A 19,425-nucleotide genomic window follows, 5' to 3' on the forward strand; every position below is an offset into this window, starting at 1 on the left:
TCGCTCCAACCTCCCGCCCTTCTCGCTTTATTTGCTGGTCCAATTTTCTACTCGCCATTGGAGCTGTTCGTTGATGCGTTCCAAATAGGCCTTCGTATCCACTTTGTCCATCTGCGCGACATATTCGGACCACACACCCTCGAAATCTTCCGGCTTGCTCAAGATCGCTTTCGGCAGGTACTTGAAATCCAGATCCTTCATCTTCTGGTTGGCGACTTTGGCCGCCGAGCCTTCGAGGAGGTCGATGTTCCATGCCGGGTACGACACGCGGTTCTCCGGCGGCGTCGAGAAGAAGTCGGTCCACGTTTTGTATCCGTAGGCGGTTAACAGCTCCTTGTCGATGTCCTTCAGGTTCGAGAAGAATTCATCCGGCTGGTTGCCCGGACCGTCGGCATTGCCGTCCGGATAATTGCCTTCCAGTTTGGGGAGATAACCCCAGAGCGATTCCGCTTTGTACTTTTGCTTCCAGGTAACGTCCTCTTGCTGCGTGCGCATCTCCGGCGTCCGATAGTAGAGGCCGTTGTCGCCGACGAGATAATCGACGCCTTCCTCGCCCCAGTTGAGACGTTTCTGCCACTTCTCCGTCAGGATCGTGTCGATGAACTTGATGATCTTAACCGGATCCTCGGCATTGACCGTGATGCCGAATCCGTTGCCCAGGTTCAGCGGCGGACGGTCCAGATAGTAGTCTCTCGTGTTCACGTCGTAGACAAGCGGAAAGCCGACGTAAGTGCGTTCGAACTTGCCTTGAGAGACGAGCGAATCATGGGCTTGCCCGAAGTTCCAGCGTTGGTCGAACATGCCGAGCACGCGGCCGCTGGACAGCTTCGCCAGATACTGGTCGTAGTTTTGCGCGAACGCTTCTTTATCCATCAATCCTTTGGCGCTGATCTCATTCAGTTTCTTATAGTACGGCTTCGCCGTATCCGTGGCGGCGAACAGCGTCGCGACGTTCGTGTTCGCATCGACGAGGACGCCGCCGTCGTTCGGATGGCCGGCCAAATGCTGCGGCGCGTTGCGCAGCCCCCAATCGCGCCAGTCGAACGCGAGCGACGAGAAGCCGATCGTCGGTTGACCGTCTATCTCCGGATACTTGGCCGCATAATCTTCAATCAGCTTGAAGTATTCGTCCAGCGTCTTGAATTTCGGATAGCCGTATTCTTTGAGAACCGCCTTTTGGATATAGAATGCCGGTCCTTGATACTCCGTCGGCTTGTAGTCGCCTTGATAGACCCCGTAATTCGGCAGCCAGTAGATGTGGCCGTCCTCCGGATCTTTCAATTGCTCCCATACTTTTGCGAAATGCGTCTTCAGGTTCGGCGCGTTCTGCTCGATCAGGTCTTCCAGCGGAATAACCGCTTTCGCCGCCGTCAGCTTCGTGTTCGCCGTAATCATGTCCGGATAATCGCCGCCGGCGATCATAACGCCGAGCTTCTGCTCGATATCGCCGACCAAATACTCTTCCTTCAGCGTGACGCCGAGCTGTTCCTTGATTTCCTGGTAAATCTTGTTGTCGTCCGTCGGGATCGGTCCTGTTGCAGCGGTAAATAAGGAGATGGTAAACGGCTCCACCGTCTCTTCGGGCGTGCTTGCCTCGGGCGAGGAAGCGCCGGAGCTCGGCGACGCGGGCGAAGACGAGCCTCCTTCGTTGTTGCCGTTCTTGGCGCAGCCCGCCGCAACGATACTGAACGTCAGAATCAGCATAAGCAGCATAAAGGCCGCTTTCCTGGCAGAAACCCCCATGTCTAATCCTCCTTAGCGGATATGGCGCAAGACGGCGCGCTTTCATCTTGCTTTACCTATGTTAGCGCTTTCTAAAGCGGGGTTTCAATTCACGGATTAAATGGGGAACCCCCTTAAAAATCGGTTTCGCGCGCCGGTTGATTGCCTGCCTCCCGCCCTCCGGCCGCCCGGTATTCCGCAGGCTTCCTGCCCATCCGCCGTTCGAAATGCTGCAGGAAATGACGGTAATGCGCATAGCCGACCCCTTCGGCGATCGCGCCGATCGGTTCCGCCGCGCTTCTAAGCCGCTCGCACGCCTCGGCGATCCGCAAATCGTGCATCCGCTCCAGCAAACCGCGGCCGAACTTATCGTGATAGGCCTTCCCCAAATATACGGGATTCAGATAGAACAGCGCCGCTACGCCGCGGACGGACAGCGGGCTGCGATAATGCTCGCGCACGTACCGGTCGACCTCCGCCACCGTGCTGCCGGGTCCTCGCCCGCGAATCGCTTGCACAGCGCCAATCGCCTGCTCCGCATAAGCCAGAACACGCATCCGTGCGGACAACGGCCCGGCGGAATCCGCATCCGTGCCGAAGGTATCCGCGCCTTGGCGAAGACGCGGCAGCACAGCCGGGTCCTCGCCCAATTCGCGAATCAGCTTGCTGCACTGAACGGCCAGAGCGCCCGCGAACAGTCCGGTCCACGCCGCCGAACGGCCCTGCATTTCCAGAAACAGACGATCGATCACGTCCTCCGCCCGATCCCGGTCGGCATCTTCGATCGCCTGCAGCACGTCCTTCATCCGCTGCGCCGCCTCTGCCGGCAGCGACGCCTCTTCGCCGCCCTCGTCCGCCGTCCGCCGGGACGCCTGACGGGCATCCAGCCGCATGCGGATCTGCTGCAGCACCTCGGCCGCTTCTTCTTCGACAACCGGCTTCATCAGGTAGTGCTGGACGCCGAGCTGCATCGCGCGCTTGGCGAACGCGAATTCGCCGTAGGCGCTGAGCAGAACGACTTCGGCCGGACTCCTCTCGTCCCGCTCCCCGTTTAATTGCTTGATCATCTCCAGGCCGTCCATCTCCGGCATCCGGATATCCGTCACGATCACGTCCGGCATCGCTTCGCGCGCCGCCGACAGTGCCTCTTCTCCGTTCTCGCAGACGCCGCAGACGCGGAAGCCGAGCGTCTCCCAATCGACGAACATGCGCAGCCCTTCGATCGCCCAGGGCTCGTCATCCACCAGCAGCACCGTATACATCTCTTCTCCCCCTTTCATCCGCCAAGCATAAACGGCTTACGCCGTCCTTGGGATCGGCGGGATAACGTTTATGTCGGAGACGATACAGACAAGGATAAGGGTGAAACTTATAAATTCTGTATCGTGGACAAAGCGGGAATGCGAAATCCGATTCGCGTCCCTTCGTTCGGACGGCTGTCGATGTAGAAATCGACGCGCTCCCCGTAATGAAGCCTTAACCGCTTATAGACGTTGCGCATGCCCACATTGTCGTCCGAATCGAGACTTCCGTTCATCAGGCCGCGGATTTCGTTCAAGCGGTCCTCGTCCATCCCCTTGCCGTTATCTTCGACCTGCACATGCAGGTACGCGTCCGTTCGCCGGGCCTCGATGCGAATGACGCGCTGCCCTTTAACCGTCTGCAGTCCGTGCTTGCACGCATTCTCGACCAGCGGTTGAATGCACATTTTCGGAACCAGACAGCTTCCCGCTTCCTCTTCGATCTCGAAGCGATAGTCGAACCGGTCGGCAAACCGGAACTTTTCGATCCGCAAATACATCTCCGTAAAATGCAGCTCGTCCCGCAGCGCGACCGCGGCGTCGGACCAACTGAGCATCCGGCGAAGCAGCTGGGACAAGTTGCGGATAATGTCGCTCACCTCCGTATAGCCGTTCTTCACGCTGACGACGAGCAGGGCGTTTAACGTATTGAACAGAAAATGCGGATTAACCTGACTCTGCAGCAGCTTCATCTCGGCGCGAATGCGCTCCAGCTCCATGTCCTTCTGCTGGATTTCGAGCTTGTAGACGTCGTTGATGAGCAGCTCGATCTGGGCGACCATCCGGTTATAGCTGCGGATCAGTCCGCCGATCTCGTCTTGGCCTTCGCGCATCACGATCAAGTCGAACTTCTCGTTCTTCGCCTTCTCCATATGGCGCGACAGCCGGCGAATCCGGTAATTGTACGAACGCAGCATGACGAAAATAAGCGTCGTCGGCAGCAGCGTGCTGACGGCGGCCAGCATCCAGATGAACCGGTTCGAGCTCTGGATCGCCGTGTTGAAGCGGTGCTCCTCGGCGAGACCGACGAGCGTCCAGCCTTGAATATACGACGGGTTGCCCAGCGGGCTTCTGAACACCAGCCGGTCGTCCTTGCCGCCTTCCGCCGCGGCGGCCGGCTTCTTGTGCTGGGAGGAGGGAAACAGCACCCGGCCTTGCGCGTCCAGCATGCTGAGCGACAGGTAGGGCTTCTCATCCTCGAGAATCTCGTCGAAGCTGCTAAGCTTAAGATCGATCCGCAAGTATTTGGCATATCGTCCGTACATCTGGTAATCGTTCAGCTTGCGCACGATGCTGAAATACTCCTTGTCGGCTTTCGCGTTCATGGGGTCGGGGTTGGCGTACATAAGAACTTGAACGGCCGACGCGGACCGCGAGGCCGCCTCGTACCAGGGACTGCGCTTCTCCTCCTCGTCCAGAACGAAGAAATTGCCGCCGCTTACGACCGTCTCGTTTTCCGTAAATACCGAAATATTCTCGACGTACGTGTAAGCGGACATAAACGGCCTCATCTTGCCGGCCAGCACCTCGTTAAAGCTTTCGTAATAATCGACGATACCGGCGTATTCCTTGTCCAGCACCTCGTACAAGGCGCGGTCCGTCGCGACGGAGTGGCTGAGCGTAACGCCGCCTTCGATTTTGTCCATCGCCTCCCTGGCCGCCCGCTCGATGGCCAGTTGAAGGTTGTTCTGCTCCTGGGACTGAATGTTCCCCGACAGCTGCCGGTAGAAGAGAACGTTGATCGTCACAATCGGCAGCAGCACGCAAAGCAGGTAAATAAGCGTAAACTTCCATTTGAGCGGAATATTGTTGACGAAACTCATCCAGCCGATCGGCTTGCGCATGCCGGACGCCTCCTTCGGCTTATCCGTTCTTGTATTGGGACGGGGTCATCTCCATCCATTGCTTGAACTTCGCCGCGAACAGCTCGGGGTCCTCGTAACCGACCTCCCGGGCGACGTCGGCGATTCTCAGGTTCGTGCGGCGCAGAAGCTTGCGGGCCGCCTCGACCCGCGTCCGGTGAACGTAATCGAGGAAAGAGATTCCCAGCTGCTTCTTGAACAGCTGCCCCAGGTACGCCGGCTGAAAATGGAGCATTCGCGCGATGGTCTGCAGCTGAAGCGGCTCGCGATAGCGCTCCCGGACGAAGCGGGCCGTCTCCCATGCAGGCCCGGTCGCGGAGCGCTGACGCGCCAGCTGCTCGGACGCTTGTCGGGCGAACGACGCCATGACCGCGGGCCAGCGGTCCGCCCTGTTCGGCAGAATCGGAAGCGAAAGAGGATGCTCGACTTCCCCGTCCGGGTTCGCCGTCTCTCCCTCGATCACCTTCCAGATCAATTCCAGCAGGGCGTTCGACAAGAAGGCCTTGGCCGCTTCCCCGTCGCCGCCGAACGAAATCTCCAGCTGCCGGCACAGCCGTTCGGCCGCCTCTCCGATCCCCTCCGCGTCGTCCGCCTGGATCGCCTGCATCAAACGATCTTCCGCATCGAACAGCGGATCTCCGGCTTCCGGAACCGCCCGCTCCTCTTCCTGTGCCGAGGTCGCAAGCAGCGGTTCCGCATCATAGTCTTCGTCCGGACGCGGCCAATGCCCATGAATTTCCCGAAGCGCGGCATGAATCTCCTCGGCGTCGATCGGCTTCAGCCAATAATCGAGAACGCCGCACGCAAGCGCCTGCCGGGCGAAGGCGAAGTCGTCGTGCCCGCTCAGAATCACGAATCGGCACGGAGCGTTCAGCTCCTTCGTACAGTGCTCGATCAGCTGCAGCCCGTCCATGACGGGCATGCGGATATCCGTCACGACCAGGTCGGGATTCAGCGTCTGAATCCGCTCCAGCGCTTCCTCCCCGTCGCAGGCTTCGCCGCAGACGCGGAAGCCGTGGCCTTCCCAATCGATCATGAACGTCAAGCCCTCCAGAACGAGCGGTTCATCGTCTACAAGCAGCACGGTGAAGATCGGAATCCTCTCCCCTTCCTAAATTATCCTTATTATACCACTCGTCATGAATGCGGTTTCATGAAAATATTTGCAAATGCGCGGCGGCGGCTCCGGGATTGCTCCCCGAAGCCGCCGCTTTTTCTTGCACGGAGGGTTAAACCTCCCGTATAGAGCCGGAGCTTGCCTCCGCGCCAGCCGGTTGCATTAAGCTTTAATGTTCTCGAGCTCCTCGATCCGGGAAGCGATCGCTTCGGTGAGCTTCTGAGCCGTCTTCGGCACGAACGACTTGAGAACGGAGTTGACCATGGCGCCCGCCCATCGCGCCTTTGGCCGTAATGTCCAGGCAGCCGGTCATTGTCGTCGTATTGCCGCCCGCGGTCTCCGCCTCGAAATATCCGCTGCCTCCGAAGTTGTCGGAAAATCCGGTTAGATCGAACGTCACCTTCGTCGGCTCGATCCATTCCCGGATGTCGATCCTCAGCTTGATCGTCTTCTTCACAAAGCCGAGATCGCCGAACGGAATCGGAATCTCCCCCGCGGAACGGGTACTGCCGGCTCTAGGTCGTCAGAATCTCCGGATGGTAGCCGATGAACAGGCCGGACTCGATTACGCCCGGAATCGATTTGATTTCTTTCTCGTAGCCGTCCTCGATTTTGTTAAAGCGTACGTCCAGAATCAGGTTGCCCGTCTCGGTAATGACCGGGCCGTCCTTGGCCACCGCCATCCGCAGTTGCGCCTCCTTGACGCCCAGCTTGGCCAGCTCCGTCTCGACGAGATTGATCGCGCGAGGATCGACCTCGATCGGCGCCGCGAATTTCTCTCCCAGCTGGGAGACGAACTTCGAGGAATCGACGAGGATATAGCTCTCGGGAGCGCTCCTCATGACCAGCTTCTCCGCGAACATCGCGCCTCCGCGTCCCTTGATCAGGTTTTTGTTCGGATCGACCTCGTCCGCGCCGTCGAAATACCAATCCGGTCTCGCGTTCAGCAGAGTCGAAGTCGGCAGCCCCATGATGGAACAGGTCAGCGACACTTCATGGGACGTCGGGATCGCCGTCACGTTCAGCTTTTGCTCCTTTACCTTCTTGCTGATGGCCAGCAGCGCCAAGTACGACGTCGAGCCCGAACCGACGCCGATGACGTCCCCGTCCCGCACGCGCTCGGCGATCTTCGCCGCAACCGCTTCCTTCTGCTCCCTGTTGGAAATTTCCTTCGTCCACTGCAGAGTAGTCGCGATTTTATTTTCCCAGATCATGAACAAACCTCGCTTCGATTAGTATAAATGGAGCGTCTCCATTGCCTGTCCTTTATTATAGCATGATTTATCTTCGGACAAGATTGTATCCCATCCCGCCGCAACTGATATAATGGACAGAAAAAGAACGGAAGACCCCTCATGGGGCATCCGCTCCGTATGGCGCGAAGGAGAATGAACGATCATGATTCTGCATAAAGGAGAGACTCTGTTTCGGCAAGGGGAGTCGGGAGCTCTGTATCGTCTCGTCAGCGGGCTGCTGAAAATCGTCAGGCTTCACGAGGACGGAACGCCGACGCTCGTCAACATCATCGCTCCAAACGAAATTATCCCGCATCATTCGTTAATCAGCCCGAATCCGAATTACGGCACGGCCATCGCGCTCGTCACTTGCAAAGTGGACGTTCTCCCCGCGTCGGAGTGGTATCGCGACCTGGAGACGAACCCCGTCAGATGCCGCGAGATCGCCCTCCTCCTTCAGGAGAGGCTGAACATGATGCAGCGGCGAATCGACCAATTGACGGAAACCTCGCCCGCGGACAAGCTGCGCAAGCTTCAGATTTGGTTCTCCTCGTATTTCAAGGACGTTCCGCTTACGGAGCTGCTTACCCAGGACGAGATCGCGCAGTTCGTCGGACTAAGACGGGAGACGGTCAACCGGGCACTCCGGTCTCTGGGGGAAGCCAGGCAGCATCCCGGGCCGAAAAAATCGTAGTACGAGCATCCCCGTCGGCCCCGCTCGACCGGAGAGCGACGAGAAGAAGAAGCGCTTGATGGCGAGGGGGGCTTGACGGAATCGTTTCGATGATATATCTTAAAATTAAGATTTATAAATTTGAGATTTAACTTGGGAGAGGAGAGATTTATTATGACAGCTTACCGCAGCATCCAAGGCACGTATCGGGGGGCTCCCTTCCACATGGTCGGAGACGGCTTCCGGGTGTCCAACTATTTCCCTTCGGGCCAGGACTTCGGAGCGAAGTTCAGTCCTTTTCTCTTGATGGATTATAACGCGCCTTACGAGTTCCCGCCCTCGGATTCGGTCAAAGGCGTCGGCGCCCACCCGCACCGCGGCTTCGAGACCGTGACGATCGCATACGAAGGCCATATCGAGCATCACGACAATCACGGCAGCCATGGCGTTATCGGGCCCGGCGACGTGCAATGGATGACCGCGGGCTCCGGCCTGCTTCACAAGGAATATCACGAGAAGGAATTCTCGAAACGCGGCGGCTTGTTCCAGATGATCCAGCTGTGGGTCAACCTGCCTCGCGAACATAAAATGCACCCGCCGAAATACCAGGAGCTGACGAAGGACAAAATGGGCTATGTCGATCTTCCCGACGGCGGAGGAATCGTACGCGTCATCGCCGGCGAGTACGAAGGCACGGCAGGCCCGGCGAGCACGTTCACGCCGATCCATCTGTTCGACATCGCGCTGAAGCAAGGCGGCCAAGCCGGCTTCGAGCTTCCGTCCTCCTTCAATACGGGGGCGCTGGTGCTGCGCGGAACGGTGAAAATCAACGAAGATACGACGGCGGCGGAAGGGGACTTCGTGCTGTTCCGGAACGAGTCCGGCGGCATTTCCGTCGAGGGCTTAAGCGACGACGCGCTGATTATTTTCCTGAGCGGGGAGCCGATCGACGAGCCCATCTTCATGCACGGTCCGTTCGTCATGAACAGCCGCGAGGAACTGGTGCAGGCGTTTAAGGATTTCCAATCGGGGAAAATGGGACGCCCCAACTTTTAACTCACCGATCCGCAGGCGCGCAAAACGCAAGAACGGGACCCCATCAGGCCACTCGCCTACCGGTCCCGTTCTGTTCGGTTTATCCCGCTTTGATCTCAAGCAGCTCGTACTTGACGATGCCGACCGGCGCTTCCACGCTGACGACGTCTCCTACTCGCTTGCCGATCAGCTCCTTGCCAAGCGGACTTTCGTACGAAATCTTGCTCTCGTTAACGTCCGCCTCGGCCGGGCCGACGATCCGGTATTCGATCCTTTCGTCGAACTCGATGTCGTTCAGAACCACGGTCGAACCGACATGGACATGCGTCGTATCCATGTCTCCCTCGTCGACGACGCGAGCGTTGCGCAGCATTTTCTCCAGCACAAGAATTCTCGTCTCCATGAACGCCTGGTCGTCTTTGGCCGAGTGGTATTCGCTGTTCTCCTTCAGATCGCCGTAGCTGATCGCCAGCTTGATGCGGGCGGCCAACTCCTTGCGCTTTACGTATTTAAGATCATCAAGCTCGGCTTGTAATTTATCCATTCCCTCTTGGGTCAGAATCACTTCCGCGTCCGCCATCGTTCACAGCTCCAATCTGCTTTCTTATCTCCATTCTACCGTATATCCAACGCCGTTGCACTTTAGACTCTTCTTTTGCGATCCGGCTCCCTCCCCTTGTCGGGCAATGGATGAACGGGATCGGCCTTCACGCATGCCGCGTTCGGTATCGCACGCTCGGGATCATGAGGCGTTCCTGACGGCTTTCTTCATATTCTCGTAGCTGAACGCCCCCAGATAACGCCCCTTCACGAGGCCGGCCGGATCGATCACGTAGGTGGTCGGATACGCCGTCACCCCGTAATCACCAAGCGCCTCGCCCCGATCGTCCAGCACAATCGGGAAGCTCAGCTCTCGCTTGTCCGCATAATCCCGGACGAGTCCGGGATTGCTCTCCTGCGTCGTCGCATTGACGGATAGCACGACGACCTCTTGATCCTTATGCTCCTGATAGAACTTCTCCACCTGCGGCATCTCCGCCCGACAAACCCGGCACCAGGTCGCCCAGAAATTCAGGACGACCGTCCGGCCGCGAAAATCCGACAGCTTAACGGCGTTGCCGTCCAGATCCGTCAGCTCGAATTCGGGAGCCGCTTGATCGATGCGGACGCCTCCCTTGCCCTCGATCGGGATGAGCGCCGTATAGCCGATCATCGCCGCCACAAGCATGACGCCTCCCCAGCTGGCCGCCAGCTTGATCGCTTCCCCGCTCCCCACCCTCCGATAATTGCGCATGAAGAGATACGCCAGCGCGGCGAGCGAAGCGATCCAGATTCCTCTCGTTCCTCCACTGAAGAACAGCAACGAGAGCGGCTGCGCAATCACGCCCGCCGGATCGAACAGGAACAGGCTGCCCTTCCATACGAGCAGCCACAGGAACACGGCGTTCCATGCATCGCCTATCTGACGCTCGCGGTCCGGATGCCGCCTCTGCCGGTAACGAACGGCGTACACGCCGATCATTCCCGCGACCAGATAGACGAGCAGCTCGATATTCAATACGGTCGTGCCCAATTGCAAATTCGGCAAAGTCATCGTCCGTCTCCCCCGTTCTTAAGCGATCGGCGTACCGTTATCCACTTCGCGATCGGGCCGCAGCAGCACGACGTCGCCTTCCTCGGGCACCGCTCCCAGCACCAGCACCTCGGACTTGAAGCCCGCGATCCTGCGGGGAGGAAAGTTGACGATGGCCGCCACTTGCCTGCCGACGAGTTCCTCGGGCGAGTAGCGCCTCGTAATTTGCGCGGACGAAAACTTGACCCCCAGCGAACCGAAATCGATGGAAAGCTTGATCGCCGGTTTCCGAGCTTCGGGAAACGGCTCGGCGGTCACAATCGTGCCGATTCGAACGTCCAATGCGGTAAAATCCTCTATCGTTGCCATCTTGATTGCCTCCCGCTCTATCCGGAATGCACTGCGCGCATATATAATAGTTAAAAGTAAAATGCCCGTCTTCGAACCTCATTTACGAATGGAGAGATCCGCTTTGATCAAATCCTCCGCATGGCCCGCGTTAATCGCGCTAACCGGATTGCTGTATATTTTCGTCATACCCCCGGAGCCCGAAGCCGTCAAGCTGTTGTTCAAGGTCCTTCCGATGGCTCTGATTATCGCGTACGCCTACCGTTTGTCTTCCGGCTCTCGCAAGCGTTACCATTGGCTTGTATTGGCCGGGTTGATCTTCTGCGCCATAGGCGACGGCACGCTCCGTTGGTTTGTCGTCGGCTTGTCCGCGTTCCTCGTCGGACATCTCTTCTATTTGTCCGCCTTCCTGGGCAGATGGCGCTTCTCCAAGCTCAGGCTCGCTGCCGCGCTGCCCATTGCCGTTTTTGCCTGCATCATGGGCAGCCGGCTAGTGCAAGCCCTGAACGCCGACGGCCAATCCGGGCTGATCGTTCCCGTAATCGCTTATGTCGCCGTCATCTCGACGATGGGCTGGTCCGCGATCATGACGGGAAGCCGCACGGCTATCGCCGGCAGCCTGCTGTTCATGGCCTCGGATTCGATCCTGTCCTGGAACATGTTCGTCGCCGATATCCCCTATTCGGGGCCGCTCATCATGCTCACGTATTACTCGGCGCAATTTCTGATTGCAGGCAGCCTGCGGGAAAAGCCCGCGGCCGCCGCCGGGGCTTCCCTCTCCACTTAAGAGGCCGTTCCAAAAGGCCGCTGGCGGCAAACGTCCCCGGCGTCAAGGAAGCCGATAAAGAGCGAACGGCTCCCCATATCGGAACGAGGCGCTGATCTCGTCCAGCTTCCCGATCGTCTCGGCGTCCAGCTCCAGCTCTACGCTGCGCAGATTGTCCGCGAGCTGATCGACACGCGTGGCGCCGACGATGACGGTCGCGACCGCCGGCCGGGCCATCAGCCAGGCCAGCGACAGCGCGCTTGGCGTGCAGCCAAGCTCCGCCGCCAATCTGCCGACCCGATCGGCCAGCTCCAGGTTGCGGTCCGCCATAAAACGCGCGAAGCTCGGGTCCGTCTGCGCCCGCGAGCCGGCAGGCGCCTTGTCGGCCAAGCTGTACTTGCCGCTCAGGATGCCTCCCGCAAGCGGAAAATACGGAATAATCCCGACGCCCTGGTCCAGGCATAACGGAACCAGCTCGTTCTCCGGCGTGCGATCGGCCAGCGAATAGCAGTGCTGCGTCGATACGAAGCGTTCGCAGCCTCTCTGTCCGCTAACCGCGAGCGCCTTCATCAGCTCCCACGCCGCATAGTTGGACGCTCCGATATAACGCACCTTGCCGGAGCCGACGAAGTCGTCCAGCGTGCGAAGCGTCTCCTCCAGCGGCGTATGGGGGTCGAACGTATGGATCTGATACAGGTCGACGTAATCGGTGTTCAGCCGCTTCAGGCTGGCTTCGAGCTCCCGCTGCAGATGGTAGCGCGAGGAGCCGCGCCCGTTCGGGCCTTGATCCTTGACCAGGCCGGCCTTCGTCGCCAGCACGGCCTCCTGCCTTCTTCCCGTCAACGCCTGCCCGATGATGCGTTCCGACTCCGTGTCCGCATAGATATTGGCCGTATCGATGAAGTTGATTCCGCGATCCAGCGCCTCGTGCACGATCCGGGTGGACGTATCGCTGTCGGCCCGCTTGCCGAACGCGTTCGTGCCCAGCCCGAGCGCCGACACCTTAAGTCCGCTGCTGCCCAAACGCCGATATTGCATTCGCGTTTCCCCCTTTTTGCGACGCTGCCGTTAGTTCGCGACCGCTTCCTTCTTAATCTGCTTGCTGCGCAGCTGTCCGCATGCGGCGTCGATATCCGTCCCATGCTCCAACCGCACGCTGACGCTGACTCCCTGCTTCTTCAGCACATCGAAAAACTCGCTCACGACATGCCGCTCCGTCCGCTGATACTGGCTGTGCTCGTCGACCGGATTGTACGGGATCAGGTTGACGTTCACGAGCGATCTGCGGTCCCCGATCAGCTCGGCCAGCTCCAGCGCATGCTCCCGCTGATCGTTCACGTCCTTCAGCAGAATGTATTCGAGCGTCACTCTCCGCCTTGATTGCTCCAGGTAGTAGTCGAGCGCCTTCAGCAGCTTCTCGAGCGGAATCCCCTTGTTGATCTTCATGATTCTCGTCCGCAGCTCATCGTTCGGAGCGTGCAAGGAAATCGCCAGATTCACCTTCAGATCGTCGTCCGTGAACTTGTAAATCTTGTCGGCCAGACCGCTCGTCGAGACCGTGATATGGCGTCCGGCGATGGCCAGCCCTTTCTGATGCTTGATCACGTCCAGGAATTTCACCAAATTGTCGTAGTTGTCGAACGGCTCGCCGATGCCCATCACGACGAGATGGCTGACCGCTTCCCCCTGCCCTCTGCCGTCCAGAAAACGCTGCGCCTTCATCACCTGCTCGACGATCTCGCCGCTGGACAAATCCCGGCTCTTGCGGAGCAGGCCGCTCGCGCAGAAGCTGCAGCCGATGTTGCAGCCGACCTGCGTCGTGACGCAGACGGACAAGCCGAATTTGTGGCGCATGAGCACCGTCTCGATCAGGTTGCCGTCCTTCAGACGGAACAGGAATTTAACCGTTCCGTCCTTGGACTCCTGCCGCGAATGCTCGCTCATCGACTCGATATGGAAATGCTCCTCCAGCGCCTTCAGGCAGTCCGGGTGCACGCCGTTCATCGCGGCGAAATCGGTCGCCCGCTCGCGGTACAGCCACTCCCATACGAGCGTCGCCCGCGACTTCTTGTGCCCGCGCTCGGCAAGCCATTCGGTCAAACCTTCGAAAGTCATATCGTGAACGGATGTTGTCGTCATTTCGTAACCTCTTTTCGCGTAATAGCCGAACCTCGCGACTCCCTCCTATTTTCCCAGAAAAGCCTTGGTTTCACAAGCCGTCGGCGTTTCTTCCGAACGAAGTCCTTCCCGATCCGTTTCGTCATTCCCGGTCGCCGCTATGGCCCGCCGCACTCGGTCCGCATACCGATCCCCGACGCGATAGGCATGATGGGAAAAGTGTACCGAAACTCATTAAAATAGTAGACCCTTTTCCTTCTATAATGGGGCTGTGAACGCCAGAAGCAAGAGACCCATTTTACACAGAAAGAGCGTGACAGCACACATGAAATCCATCTGCGTGATCGGAAGCTTGAACTTGGATATGGTCGCGGCCGTGGAACGATTCCCGCAGCCGGGCGAAACGCTGACCGCGGACGGTTATTCCGTCTTCTTCGGCGGCAAGGGAGGCAATCAGGCGGTCGCTCTGGGGAGGCTGGGAGCCAGGGTGAAAATGGCGGGCAAGGTCGGGGACGACATTCACGGGCACGATTACATTCGGCACCTGCGCATGAACGGAGTCGATGTCGGCGGAATCGGCGTGGAAAAGGGAGCGGCGACGGGAACGGCGATGATCTGGGTCGACCGGCAAGGGGAAAACCAGATCGTCGTCTCACCGGGGGCCAACGGCCATATGCAGCCTTCCGATATCGACGCCATGTGGGGGGAGCTTGTCCAGTCGGACCTTTTTCTGTTTCAGTTGGAGATTCCGATCGGCACGGTCGCCTACGCGGCCAAACGTCTGAAGCAGGCCGGAAAAACGATCATTCTCGATCCGGCTCCCGCCTCGCAGTTGCCGGACGCCATCTTCCGTTACATCGACTACATGACGCCCAACGAAACGGAGGTCCGATACTATGCCGGCAGACAGGAGCGCTATGTCTATCAGCTGAAGGAGGCCGCCGGCTCCCTGCTGCGCAGAGGGGTCGGAACGGTCGTCGCCAAGGCCGGGGAGGAAGGCGCCTACTGGATTCGCGAAGCGGAAATGACGCGTATCGAGGCCTTTCCGGTGCAGGCGGTCGATACGACGGGAGCCGGAGATTCCTTTAACGCCGGGTTCGCTTATGCGCTGGCTTCGGGACTCGAAGCCGAGGACGCCGTGCGGGTCGGCAACGCCGTCGGCGCGCTCTCCGTCCGACAAGTGGGCGCTCAGTCGGCCATGCCTACGCGCGAGGAATTGGAACGGTTTCTGGAAACTCACCCGGGGAGGATCACGATATGAGCGAGATAAGCAGCGATCAGGGGAGAACGGACTACCGCCCTTCCGAAAAACCCGTTCCGATCGTGCTGGACACCGACATCGGTCCCGATTGCGACGACGCGGGAGCGGTGGCCGTCCTTCATGCGCTGGAAAAGTCGGGCCGGGCCCGCATCGTCGGCATGACGCACTGCACGGCCAGCCGCTGGGGAGCCGGATGCCTCGACGCGCTTAACGCGTATTACGGACGCGAGGACATTCCGGTCGGCACGCTGCGGCGCCTGCCCGGCTTTCTGGACGACGACGCCGTCTACGGCAAATACAACAAGCTTGTCGCGCAGCAGTACCCGAACCGCTACGGGCAAGGGCAGCCGGCTCCCGACGCGACCGAGCTGACCCGGGAGCTTCTCGCCGCGGCGGAGGACGATTCGATCGTGCTCGCGGCGATCGGACCGCTGGTCAACTTCATGCATTTGCTGCAATCCGGGCCCGATCGGCATTCGGACTTGGACGGGAGAGCGCTGGTCGCGCGCAAGGCCAAACATCTTGTCGTCATGGGAGGGCTGTTCCCCGAGGGCAAGGAGTGGAATTTCGAGATGCACCCCGAGGCGGCGGCCTACGTAACGAAGCATTGGCCGACCGGCATTACGTTTACCGGCTACGAGATCGGCGCGGAAATCCGGACGGGCCGCCGCCTTCACATCGACGCGCCGGCCGACCATCCCGTGCGGAGGAGCTACAATGCCTGGTACGGAGGCGAGGGCGGCATTCGCGAGAGCTGGGATCTGACGGCCGTACTGTACGCTGCGGAAGGAGCAGGCGACTACTGGGACCTCGTTCGCGGCACGATCGAGGTGGACGGCGAGACCGGCGCCAATCGCTGGCTGCCGCAAGCGGACGGACGGCATGCTTATCTGGCCCGCAAGATGGACCCGGAGAAGCTGACCGAGCTTCTGGACGAGCTCCTCGTACGCTATTAAGAGCGTGAAGCAAGCAAGGACGGCCGATACGGCCGTCCTTGCTTTGCTTGGGAGGAAGGGTCTCACCCGCCGAGCTGCCGCTGTCTGAAGTCGGCCGGGGTGAAGCCGGTCTCCTTCTTGAACACCTTGTAGAAATACTTCGTGTTCTCGTACCCGATCATCACGGAGATTCTGTCGATCCGGTACTTGGTCGTCAGCAGCAGCTGCTTGGCCCGCTCCATGCGAATCCGGCGCAAGTAGTCCTGGAACGTCTCCCCGGTCTTCTCCTTGAACATGACGCTTAAGTAGACGGGATGGAGGAAGAAGCGGTCGGCCACCTCCTCCAGCGTAAGCTGCTGGGCGAAATGGCGATCGATATAGTGTCTGATCTGCTGCGACAGCTCCGCTCCCTTGGCCGTTCGGCTCGGTACTTGGGCGACCGTGTCGCGCACGAATTGCAGGAAATGCCGCTCCAGCGCCCCGGCGTCCGGTTCGTAGCCGAGCAGCTGCAGCGTCTCCAGCCCGGCATCCGGGGAAATCCGGTGAACCGCGCCCAGATGCTCGACGACCCGGTGGTACAATGTCCGGCAAATCTTCCTGACCCGCTGCATCGTGAAGCTCTCGGAGCCGCGGAATTCGGCGAACAGCTCCTCCGCAAGCCGCACCGCCCGCGCTTCGCTGCCCTCCTCCAGCTCGTACAGGAAATCCTCGATGCGAGGCCAACGCCATTCCGCCCCGGCGTCCTGATCCTTTCCGGCCTCGGCGCGATCGGCCGTTGCGCGGTGAAGGCCCGCCATTCTCCCGAACGGCAAGCTCTCCAGCAGCGACAGCGCGTCGCGATACGCGGCGGGCAGGCCCTGGACGGACGCGCATTCGCCGCTCACTGCGGCAAAGCCGCCCGCTTCTCCCGCCAGGCAGGCATACAGCTTCGAAGAAGCCGCCTGCCTTCCGGCGGCAGCGTCCGAACAGACGAGCACGGTCGTCCCCCGCATGTCCGGATGGGCGAATCGCACGCAGCCATCCGGCAGCTTTACAGCGTCCGCGGCGGGCCCGACCCGCACGGCAACGGCATAGGAGGCCGCCGACAGCAGGCTGCGCATCGGCTCGGACGAATAAGCCTCCGTCCGAAGCGCCGCCTCGTCGTCGGAGCTCCGGCACAGCCAGGCAGCGAAGCGAACGAGGTCGAGCTCCAATTCGATGCCCGTCGCGTTCCTCCGGTTCAAGCGGGTTTGCTCGATTCGCTCGATCGCCTTGGCCAGCGCCTGACGCAGCTCGGCGTCGTCGAACGGCTTCAGAATATAACCCGCCGCGCTGGAGACGATCGCCTCGCGCGTATACTCGAAGTCCGAGTAGCCGCTAATGACGATAAGCTGCGCCTCCGAGCGCTTCTCGGTAACCGCCTGAAGAAACTGAACGCCGTCCATTACCGGCATCCGCATATCGGTCAGCACGATGTCCGGCTTTTCTCGCTCGACCAACATCAAACCCTCTTCGCCGTCATCGGCTTCCCCCACCCAAGCCAGAGGCAGCTCGAGGGAGGATATCTTCTTAATGATCGCTTTGCGAATGAGCGCCTCGTCGTCGATTACCACATATCTGTACATGCCTATGACGCCCCTTTCGAGAGATGATCGGGCGAGCCGACTCGCCGGGCAAGAGAATCCCCTTGGTCGGGAGCCGCTTTGGGCAGCCGGAGCAGGACGGCCGTCCCCCGATGCTCCTCGCTGTCCACCTCCAACCCGTAGTCCGGCCCGTAATACAGCGCGATGCGCGCATGAACGTTATACATTCCGATGGACCGGGCATCGTTCGTGGCGGGATTCAGCTCCTCGAACTCGGCCGTCCGGCCGAGCATGGCCCGCACCTCTTCCAGCCTGGCCGCCGGAATGCCGACCCCGTCGTCCCGTACCTCCACGCGTATGCCGTCCTCCTGTTCCCAGGCTCGGATGCTTACCGTGCCATACCCTTTCTTTTTCTCGATTCCGTGATATACGGCGTTCTCCACGATCGGCTGAAGAACCAGCTTCAGCACCTTGAAGTCCTCCAGCTCTTCGGGAATGTCCGTCTCCAGGCGTATCTTGTCCCCGTAGCGGAACGATTGAATCGTCATATAATTATGGACGTGGCCAAGCTCTTCGCTCAGCATGACCAGATCGCGGTTGATCTTGATGCTGTAGCGGAACATATCGCCGAGCGCCTTGGACATGACGGACAGGCTCCGCACCTCCTCCAGCACCGCGATGCTGTTCATCGTCGCCAGCGTATTGAACAGGAAATGGGAGTTGATCTGGGCCTCAAGCGCTTTCATTTTGGAGGACATGGCGATAAATTGATTGTGATATTTTTCCCGGATGAGCGTATCGATCTCCTCCAGCATCGTAAAATAACGATTGTACAAAATGCCGATCTCGTCCGTCCTCCGCTCGTATCGCTCCTGGCGCGGCGGCAGATGGCCGGTCGGGTACCGCTTCATCATCTGGGCGATGCGATTGACCGGCTTGGAGAACGCGTTCGCGATCCACAGCGACAGGCCGACGGCCAGAACCGCCCAGATGACGCCCAGCCACAGGGCAAAGCGCGAGGTCGCGCGAAGCTCTCCCGTCACCGCATCGAGCGAGACGGCGATAATCATATGCCAGTCGTATTCCGAGAACGTATTGTGAAGGACGAGCGTATTGCTCTTGGAATCGATCCGGCTTCCGATCCCGATGACCGACGACGCCCACTCCTCGTCGAATTCGCCCTCCCCGTACAGGCGATTGCCGATGCCGTTGAGCAGGTAGATCCGCTGCTCCGCCAGCATGCCCTCGCTCAATTCGTCGAACAGGCTCAGGCTGCAGTTGATGAGCAGCACGCCGATCCGCCGGTTCGTCGCCGGCTCATATAACGCCCGCGAGAAGGCGATGGAGGGGCTGCCGGACAGCAGGAAGTCCTGGCGCTGCACTTCCCCGACGATCATCTTGCCTTGGGCGCGGATCGTATCCCGATACCAGGCCGAGGATAGCGGCGCGTAGTCGGACTTAAGCTCGGAGCCCTTCGTATTGGCGAACACCGTCCCGTCCTCGGCGAAAACGTACAGCCCTTCGATATAATCGTGGTTCAGCAGCAGGCTCTCCGTCGCCTTCTTGAACTCGCGCGTATGGCTCAGCCGATCGTAAGGAGCGACGCCGCCATTGTCCGCATGCTGCCCGAGAAACGACAGGATCGTGTCCGTATCGGACATTTGCTGATAGGCCAGATAAGCGGATACGCGTCCGACCTCCTCCAGCCGGTTCGCCATCCTTAAGGAGGAGCGATCCAGCAGATTCAAGGAAACTTCCCGCACCTGATTCTCCACAAGCGCGCCGTAGTTCCGGTTCGTCACGGCGACGACAATCGCGATCGGGATCAGGGACAGCAGCAGGAGCGCGACGAGCAGACGGTTTTTGAGTCCCCAGGCAAACTTCATTCGCATCTTCTCCGGGATCGCGTTTTTATTT

18 protein-coding genes are annotated in these 19,425 nt (G+C 59.7%); 5 read left to right on the forward strand and 13 right to left on the reverse strand.

What is annotated here, in order from left to right; translation table 11 throughout:
* Nucleotides 1-27 precede the first annotated feature (27 nt).
* The 6 genes from ACFFT4_RS07480 to rpiA form a co-directional block, all read right to left on the reverse strand.
* Nucleotides 28-1,743, reverse strand: a complete 1,716-nt coding sequence (locus ACFFT4_RS07480; RefSeq protein ID WP_378046372.1) for an ABC transporter substrate-binding protein — start codon at nucleotides 1,741-1,743, stop codon at nucleotides 28-30.
* A gap of 113 nt (nucleotides 1,744-1,856) precedes the next feature.
* Nucleotides 1,857-2,984: a response regulator transcription factor gene (locus ACFFT4_RS07485; protein WP_378046374.1), complete on the reverse strand. Its 1,128-nt coding sequence runs from the start codon at nucleotides 2,982-2,984 to the stop codon at nucleotides 1,857-1,859.
* Between the two features lie 107 nt (nucleotides 2,985-3,091).
* Nucleotides 3,092-4,867 (reverse strand): cache domain-containing sensor histidine kinase, encoded by a 1,776-nt coding sequence (locus tag ACFFT4_RS07490; RefSeq protein WP_378046375.1) that lies wholly within the window; start codon nucleotides 4,865-4,867, stop codon nucleotides 3,092-3,094.
* Nucleotides 4,868-4,886: 19 nt separating this feature from the next.
* Nucleotides 4,887-5,969: a response regulator transcription factor gene (locus tag ACFFT4_RS07495; RefSeq protein WP_378046377.1), complete on the reverse strand. Its 1,083-nt coding sequence runs from the start codon at nucleotides 5,967-5,969 to the stop codon at nucleotides 4,887-4,889.
* Between the two features lie 202 nt (nucleotides 5,970-6,171).
* Complete coding sequence (locus ACFFT4_RS07500; protein WP_378046379.1) at nucleotides 6,172-6,459, reverse strand: hypothetical protein; 288 nt, start codon at nucleotides 6,457-6,459, stop codon at nucleotides 6,172-6,174.
* A gap of 58 nt (nucleotides 6,460-6,517) precedes the next feature.
* The gene (rpiA, locus tag ACFFT4_RS07505) at nucleotides 6,518-7,216 is read right to left on the reverse strand and encodes a ribose 5-phosphate isomerase A (protein WP_378046381.1); all 699 of its coding nucleotides are present in this window, start codon (nucleotides 7,214-7,216) and stop codon (nucleotides 6,518-6,520) included.
* Between the two features lie 184 nt (nucleotides 7,217-7,400).
* Here rpiA and ACFFT4_RS07510 point away from each other — a divergent pair, with 184 nt between their 5' ends.
* Together ACFFT4_RS07510 and ACFFT4_RS07515 are read left to right on the forward strand one after the other, a co-directional pair.
* Nucleotides 7,401-7,931 carry a Crp/Fnr family transcriptional regulator gene (locus ACFFT4_RS07510; RefSeq protein WP_378046383.1) on the forward strand — a complete coding sequence of 177 codons (531 nt, stop codon included), beginning with the start codon at nucleotides 7,401-7,403 and terminating at the stop codon, nucleotides 7,929-7,931.
* A 153-nt stretch (nucleotides 7,932-8,084) separates the two neighbouring features.
* A complete protein-coding gene (locus ACFFT4_RS07515) occupies nucleotides 8,085-8,966 on the forward strand; it encodes a pirin family protein (protein ID WP_378046385.1) in 882 nt (293 codons plus the stop codon).
* Between the two features lie 79 nt (nucleotides 8,967-9,045).
* On the opposite strand, the gene greA is transcribed toward ACFFT4_RS07515, so the two are convergent.
* The 3 genes from greA to csaA all read right to left on the reverse strand — a co-directional run bounded on the left by greA (nucleotide 9,046) and on the right by csaA (nucleotide 10,887).
* Nucleotides 9,046-9,525 (reverse strand): transcription elongation factor GreA, encoded by a 480-nt coding sequence (greA, locus tag ACFFT4_RS07520; protein WP_378046386.1) that lies wholly within the window; start codon nucleotides 9,523-9,525, stop codon nucleotides 9,046-9,048.
* A gap of 162 nt (nucleotides 9,526-9,687) precedes the next feature.
* On the reverse strand, nucleotides 9,688-10,539 hold the full coding sequence (locus ACFFT4_RS07525; protein WP_378046388.1) for a TlpA family protein disulfide reductase: 852 nt from the start codon (nucleotides 10,537-10,539) through the stop codon (nucleotides 9,688-9,690).
* A gap of 18 nt (nucleotides 10,540-10,557) precedes the next feature.
* Complete coding sequence (gene csaA, locus ACFFT4_RS07530) at nucleotides 10,558-10,887, reverse strand: chaperone CsaA (protein ID WP_378046389.1); 330 nt, start codon at nucleotides 10,885-10,887, stop codon at nucleotides 10,558-10,560.
* Nucleotides 10,888-10,990: 103 nt separating this feature from the next.
* Here csaA and ACFFT4_RS07535 point away from each other — a divergent pair, with 103 nt between their 5' ends.
* On the forward strand, nucleotides 10,991-11,653 hold the full coding sequence (locus tag ACFFT4_RS07535) for a lysoplasmalogenase (RefSeq protein WP_378046391.1): 663 nt from the start codon (nucleotides 10,991-10,993) through the stop codon (nucleotides 11,651-11,653).
* A gap of 42 nt (nucleotides 11,654-11,695) precedes the next feature.
* On the opposite strand, the gene ACFFT4_RS07540 is transcribed toward ACFFT4_RS07535, so the two are convergent.
* Together ACFFT4_RS07540 and rlmN are read right to left on the reverse strand one after the other, a co-directional pair.
* Nucleotides 11,696-12,670, reverse strand: a complete 975-nt coding sequence (locus tag ACFFT4_RS07540; protein WP_378046392.1) for an aldo/keto reductase — start codon at nucleotides 12,668-12,670, stop codon at nucleotides 11,696-11,698.
* A gap of 30 nt (nucleotides 12,671-12,700) precedes the next feature.
* The gene (rlmN, locus tag ACFFT4_RS07545; protein WP_378046393.1) at nucleotides 12,701-13,771 is read right to left on the reverse strand and encodes a dual-specificity RNA methyltransferase RlmN; all 1,071 of its coding nucleotides are present in this window, start codon (nucleotides 13,769-13,771) and stop codon (nucleotides 12,701-12,703) included.
* A 304-nt stretch (nucleotides 13,772-14,075) separates the two neighbouring features.
* Between rlmN and rbsK the strand changes: the two genes are divergently transcribed.
* A complete protein-coding gene (rbsK, locus tag ACFFT4_RS07550) occupies nucleotides 14,076-15,011 on the forward strand; it encodes a ribokinase (RefSeq protein WP_378046395.1) in 936 nt (311 codons plus the stop codon).
* The gene (locus tag ACFFT4_RS07555) at nucleotides 15,008-15,967 is read left to right on the forward strand and encodes a nucleoside hydrolase (RefSeq protein WP_378046397.1); all 960 of its coding nucleotides are present in this window, start codon (nucleotides 15,008-15,010) and stop codon (nucleotides 15,965-15,967) included. The genes rbsK and ACFFT4_RS07555 overlap by 4 nt, the downstream gene beginning before the upstream one ends.
* A 62-nt stretch (nucleotides 15,968-16,029) precedes the next feature.
* Here the strand turns inward: ACFFT4_RS07555 and ACFFT4_RS07560 are convergent, their stop codons facing one another.
* Both ACFFT4_RS07560 and ACFFT4_RS07565 read right to left on the reverse strand, forming a co-directional pair.
* Nucleotides 16,030-17,550: a response regulator transcription factor gene (locus tag ACFFT4_RS07560; protein WP_378046399.1), complete on the reverse strand. Its 1,521-nt coding sequence runs from the start codon at nucleotides 17,548-17,550 to the stop codon at nucleotides 16,030-16,032.
* A gap of 2 nt (nucleotides 17,551-17,552) precedes the next feature.
* The gene (locus ACFFT4_RS07565; protein WP_378046401.1) at nucleotides 17,553-19,394 is read right to left on the reverse strand and encodes a cache domain-containing sensor histidine kinase; all 1,842 of its coding nucleotides are present in this window, start codon (nucleotides 19,392-19,394) and stop codon (nucleotides 17,553-17,555) included.
* Nucleotides 19,395-19,425 lie beyond the last annotated feature (31 nt).

It is taken from the genome of Cohnella cellulosilytica (genome assembly GCF_042431195.1).
GTDB classification, from domain to species: domain Bacteria; phylum Bacillota; class Bacilli; order Paenibacillales; family Paenibacillaceae; genus Cohnella; species Cohnella cellulosilytica.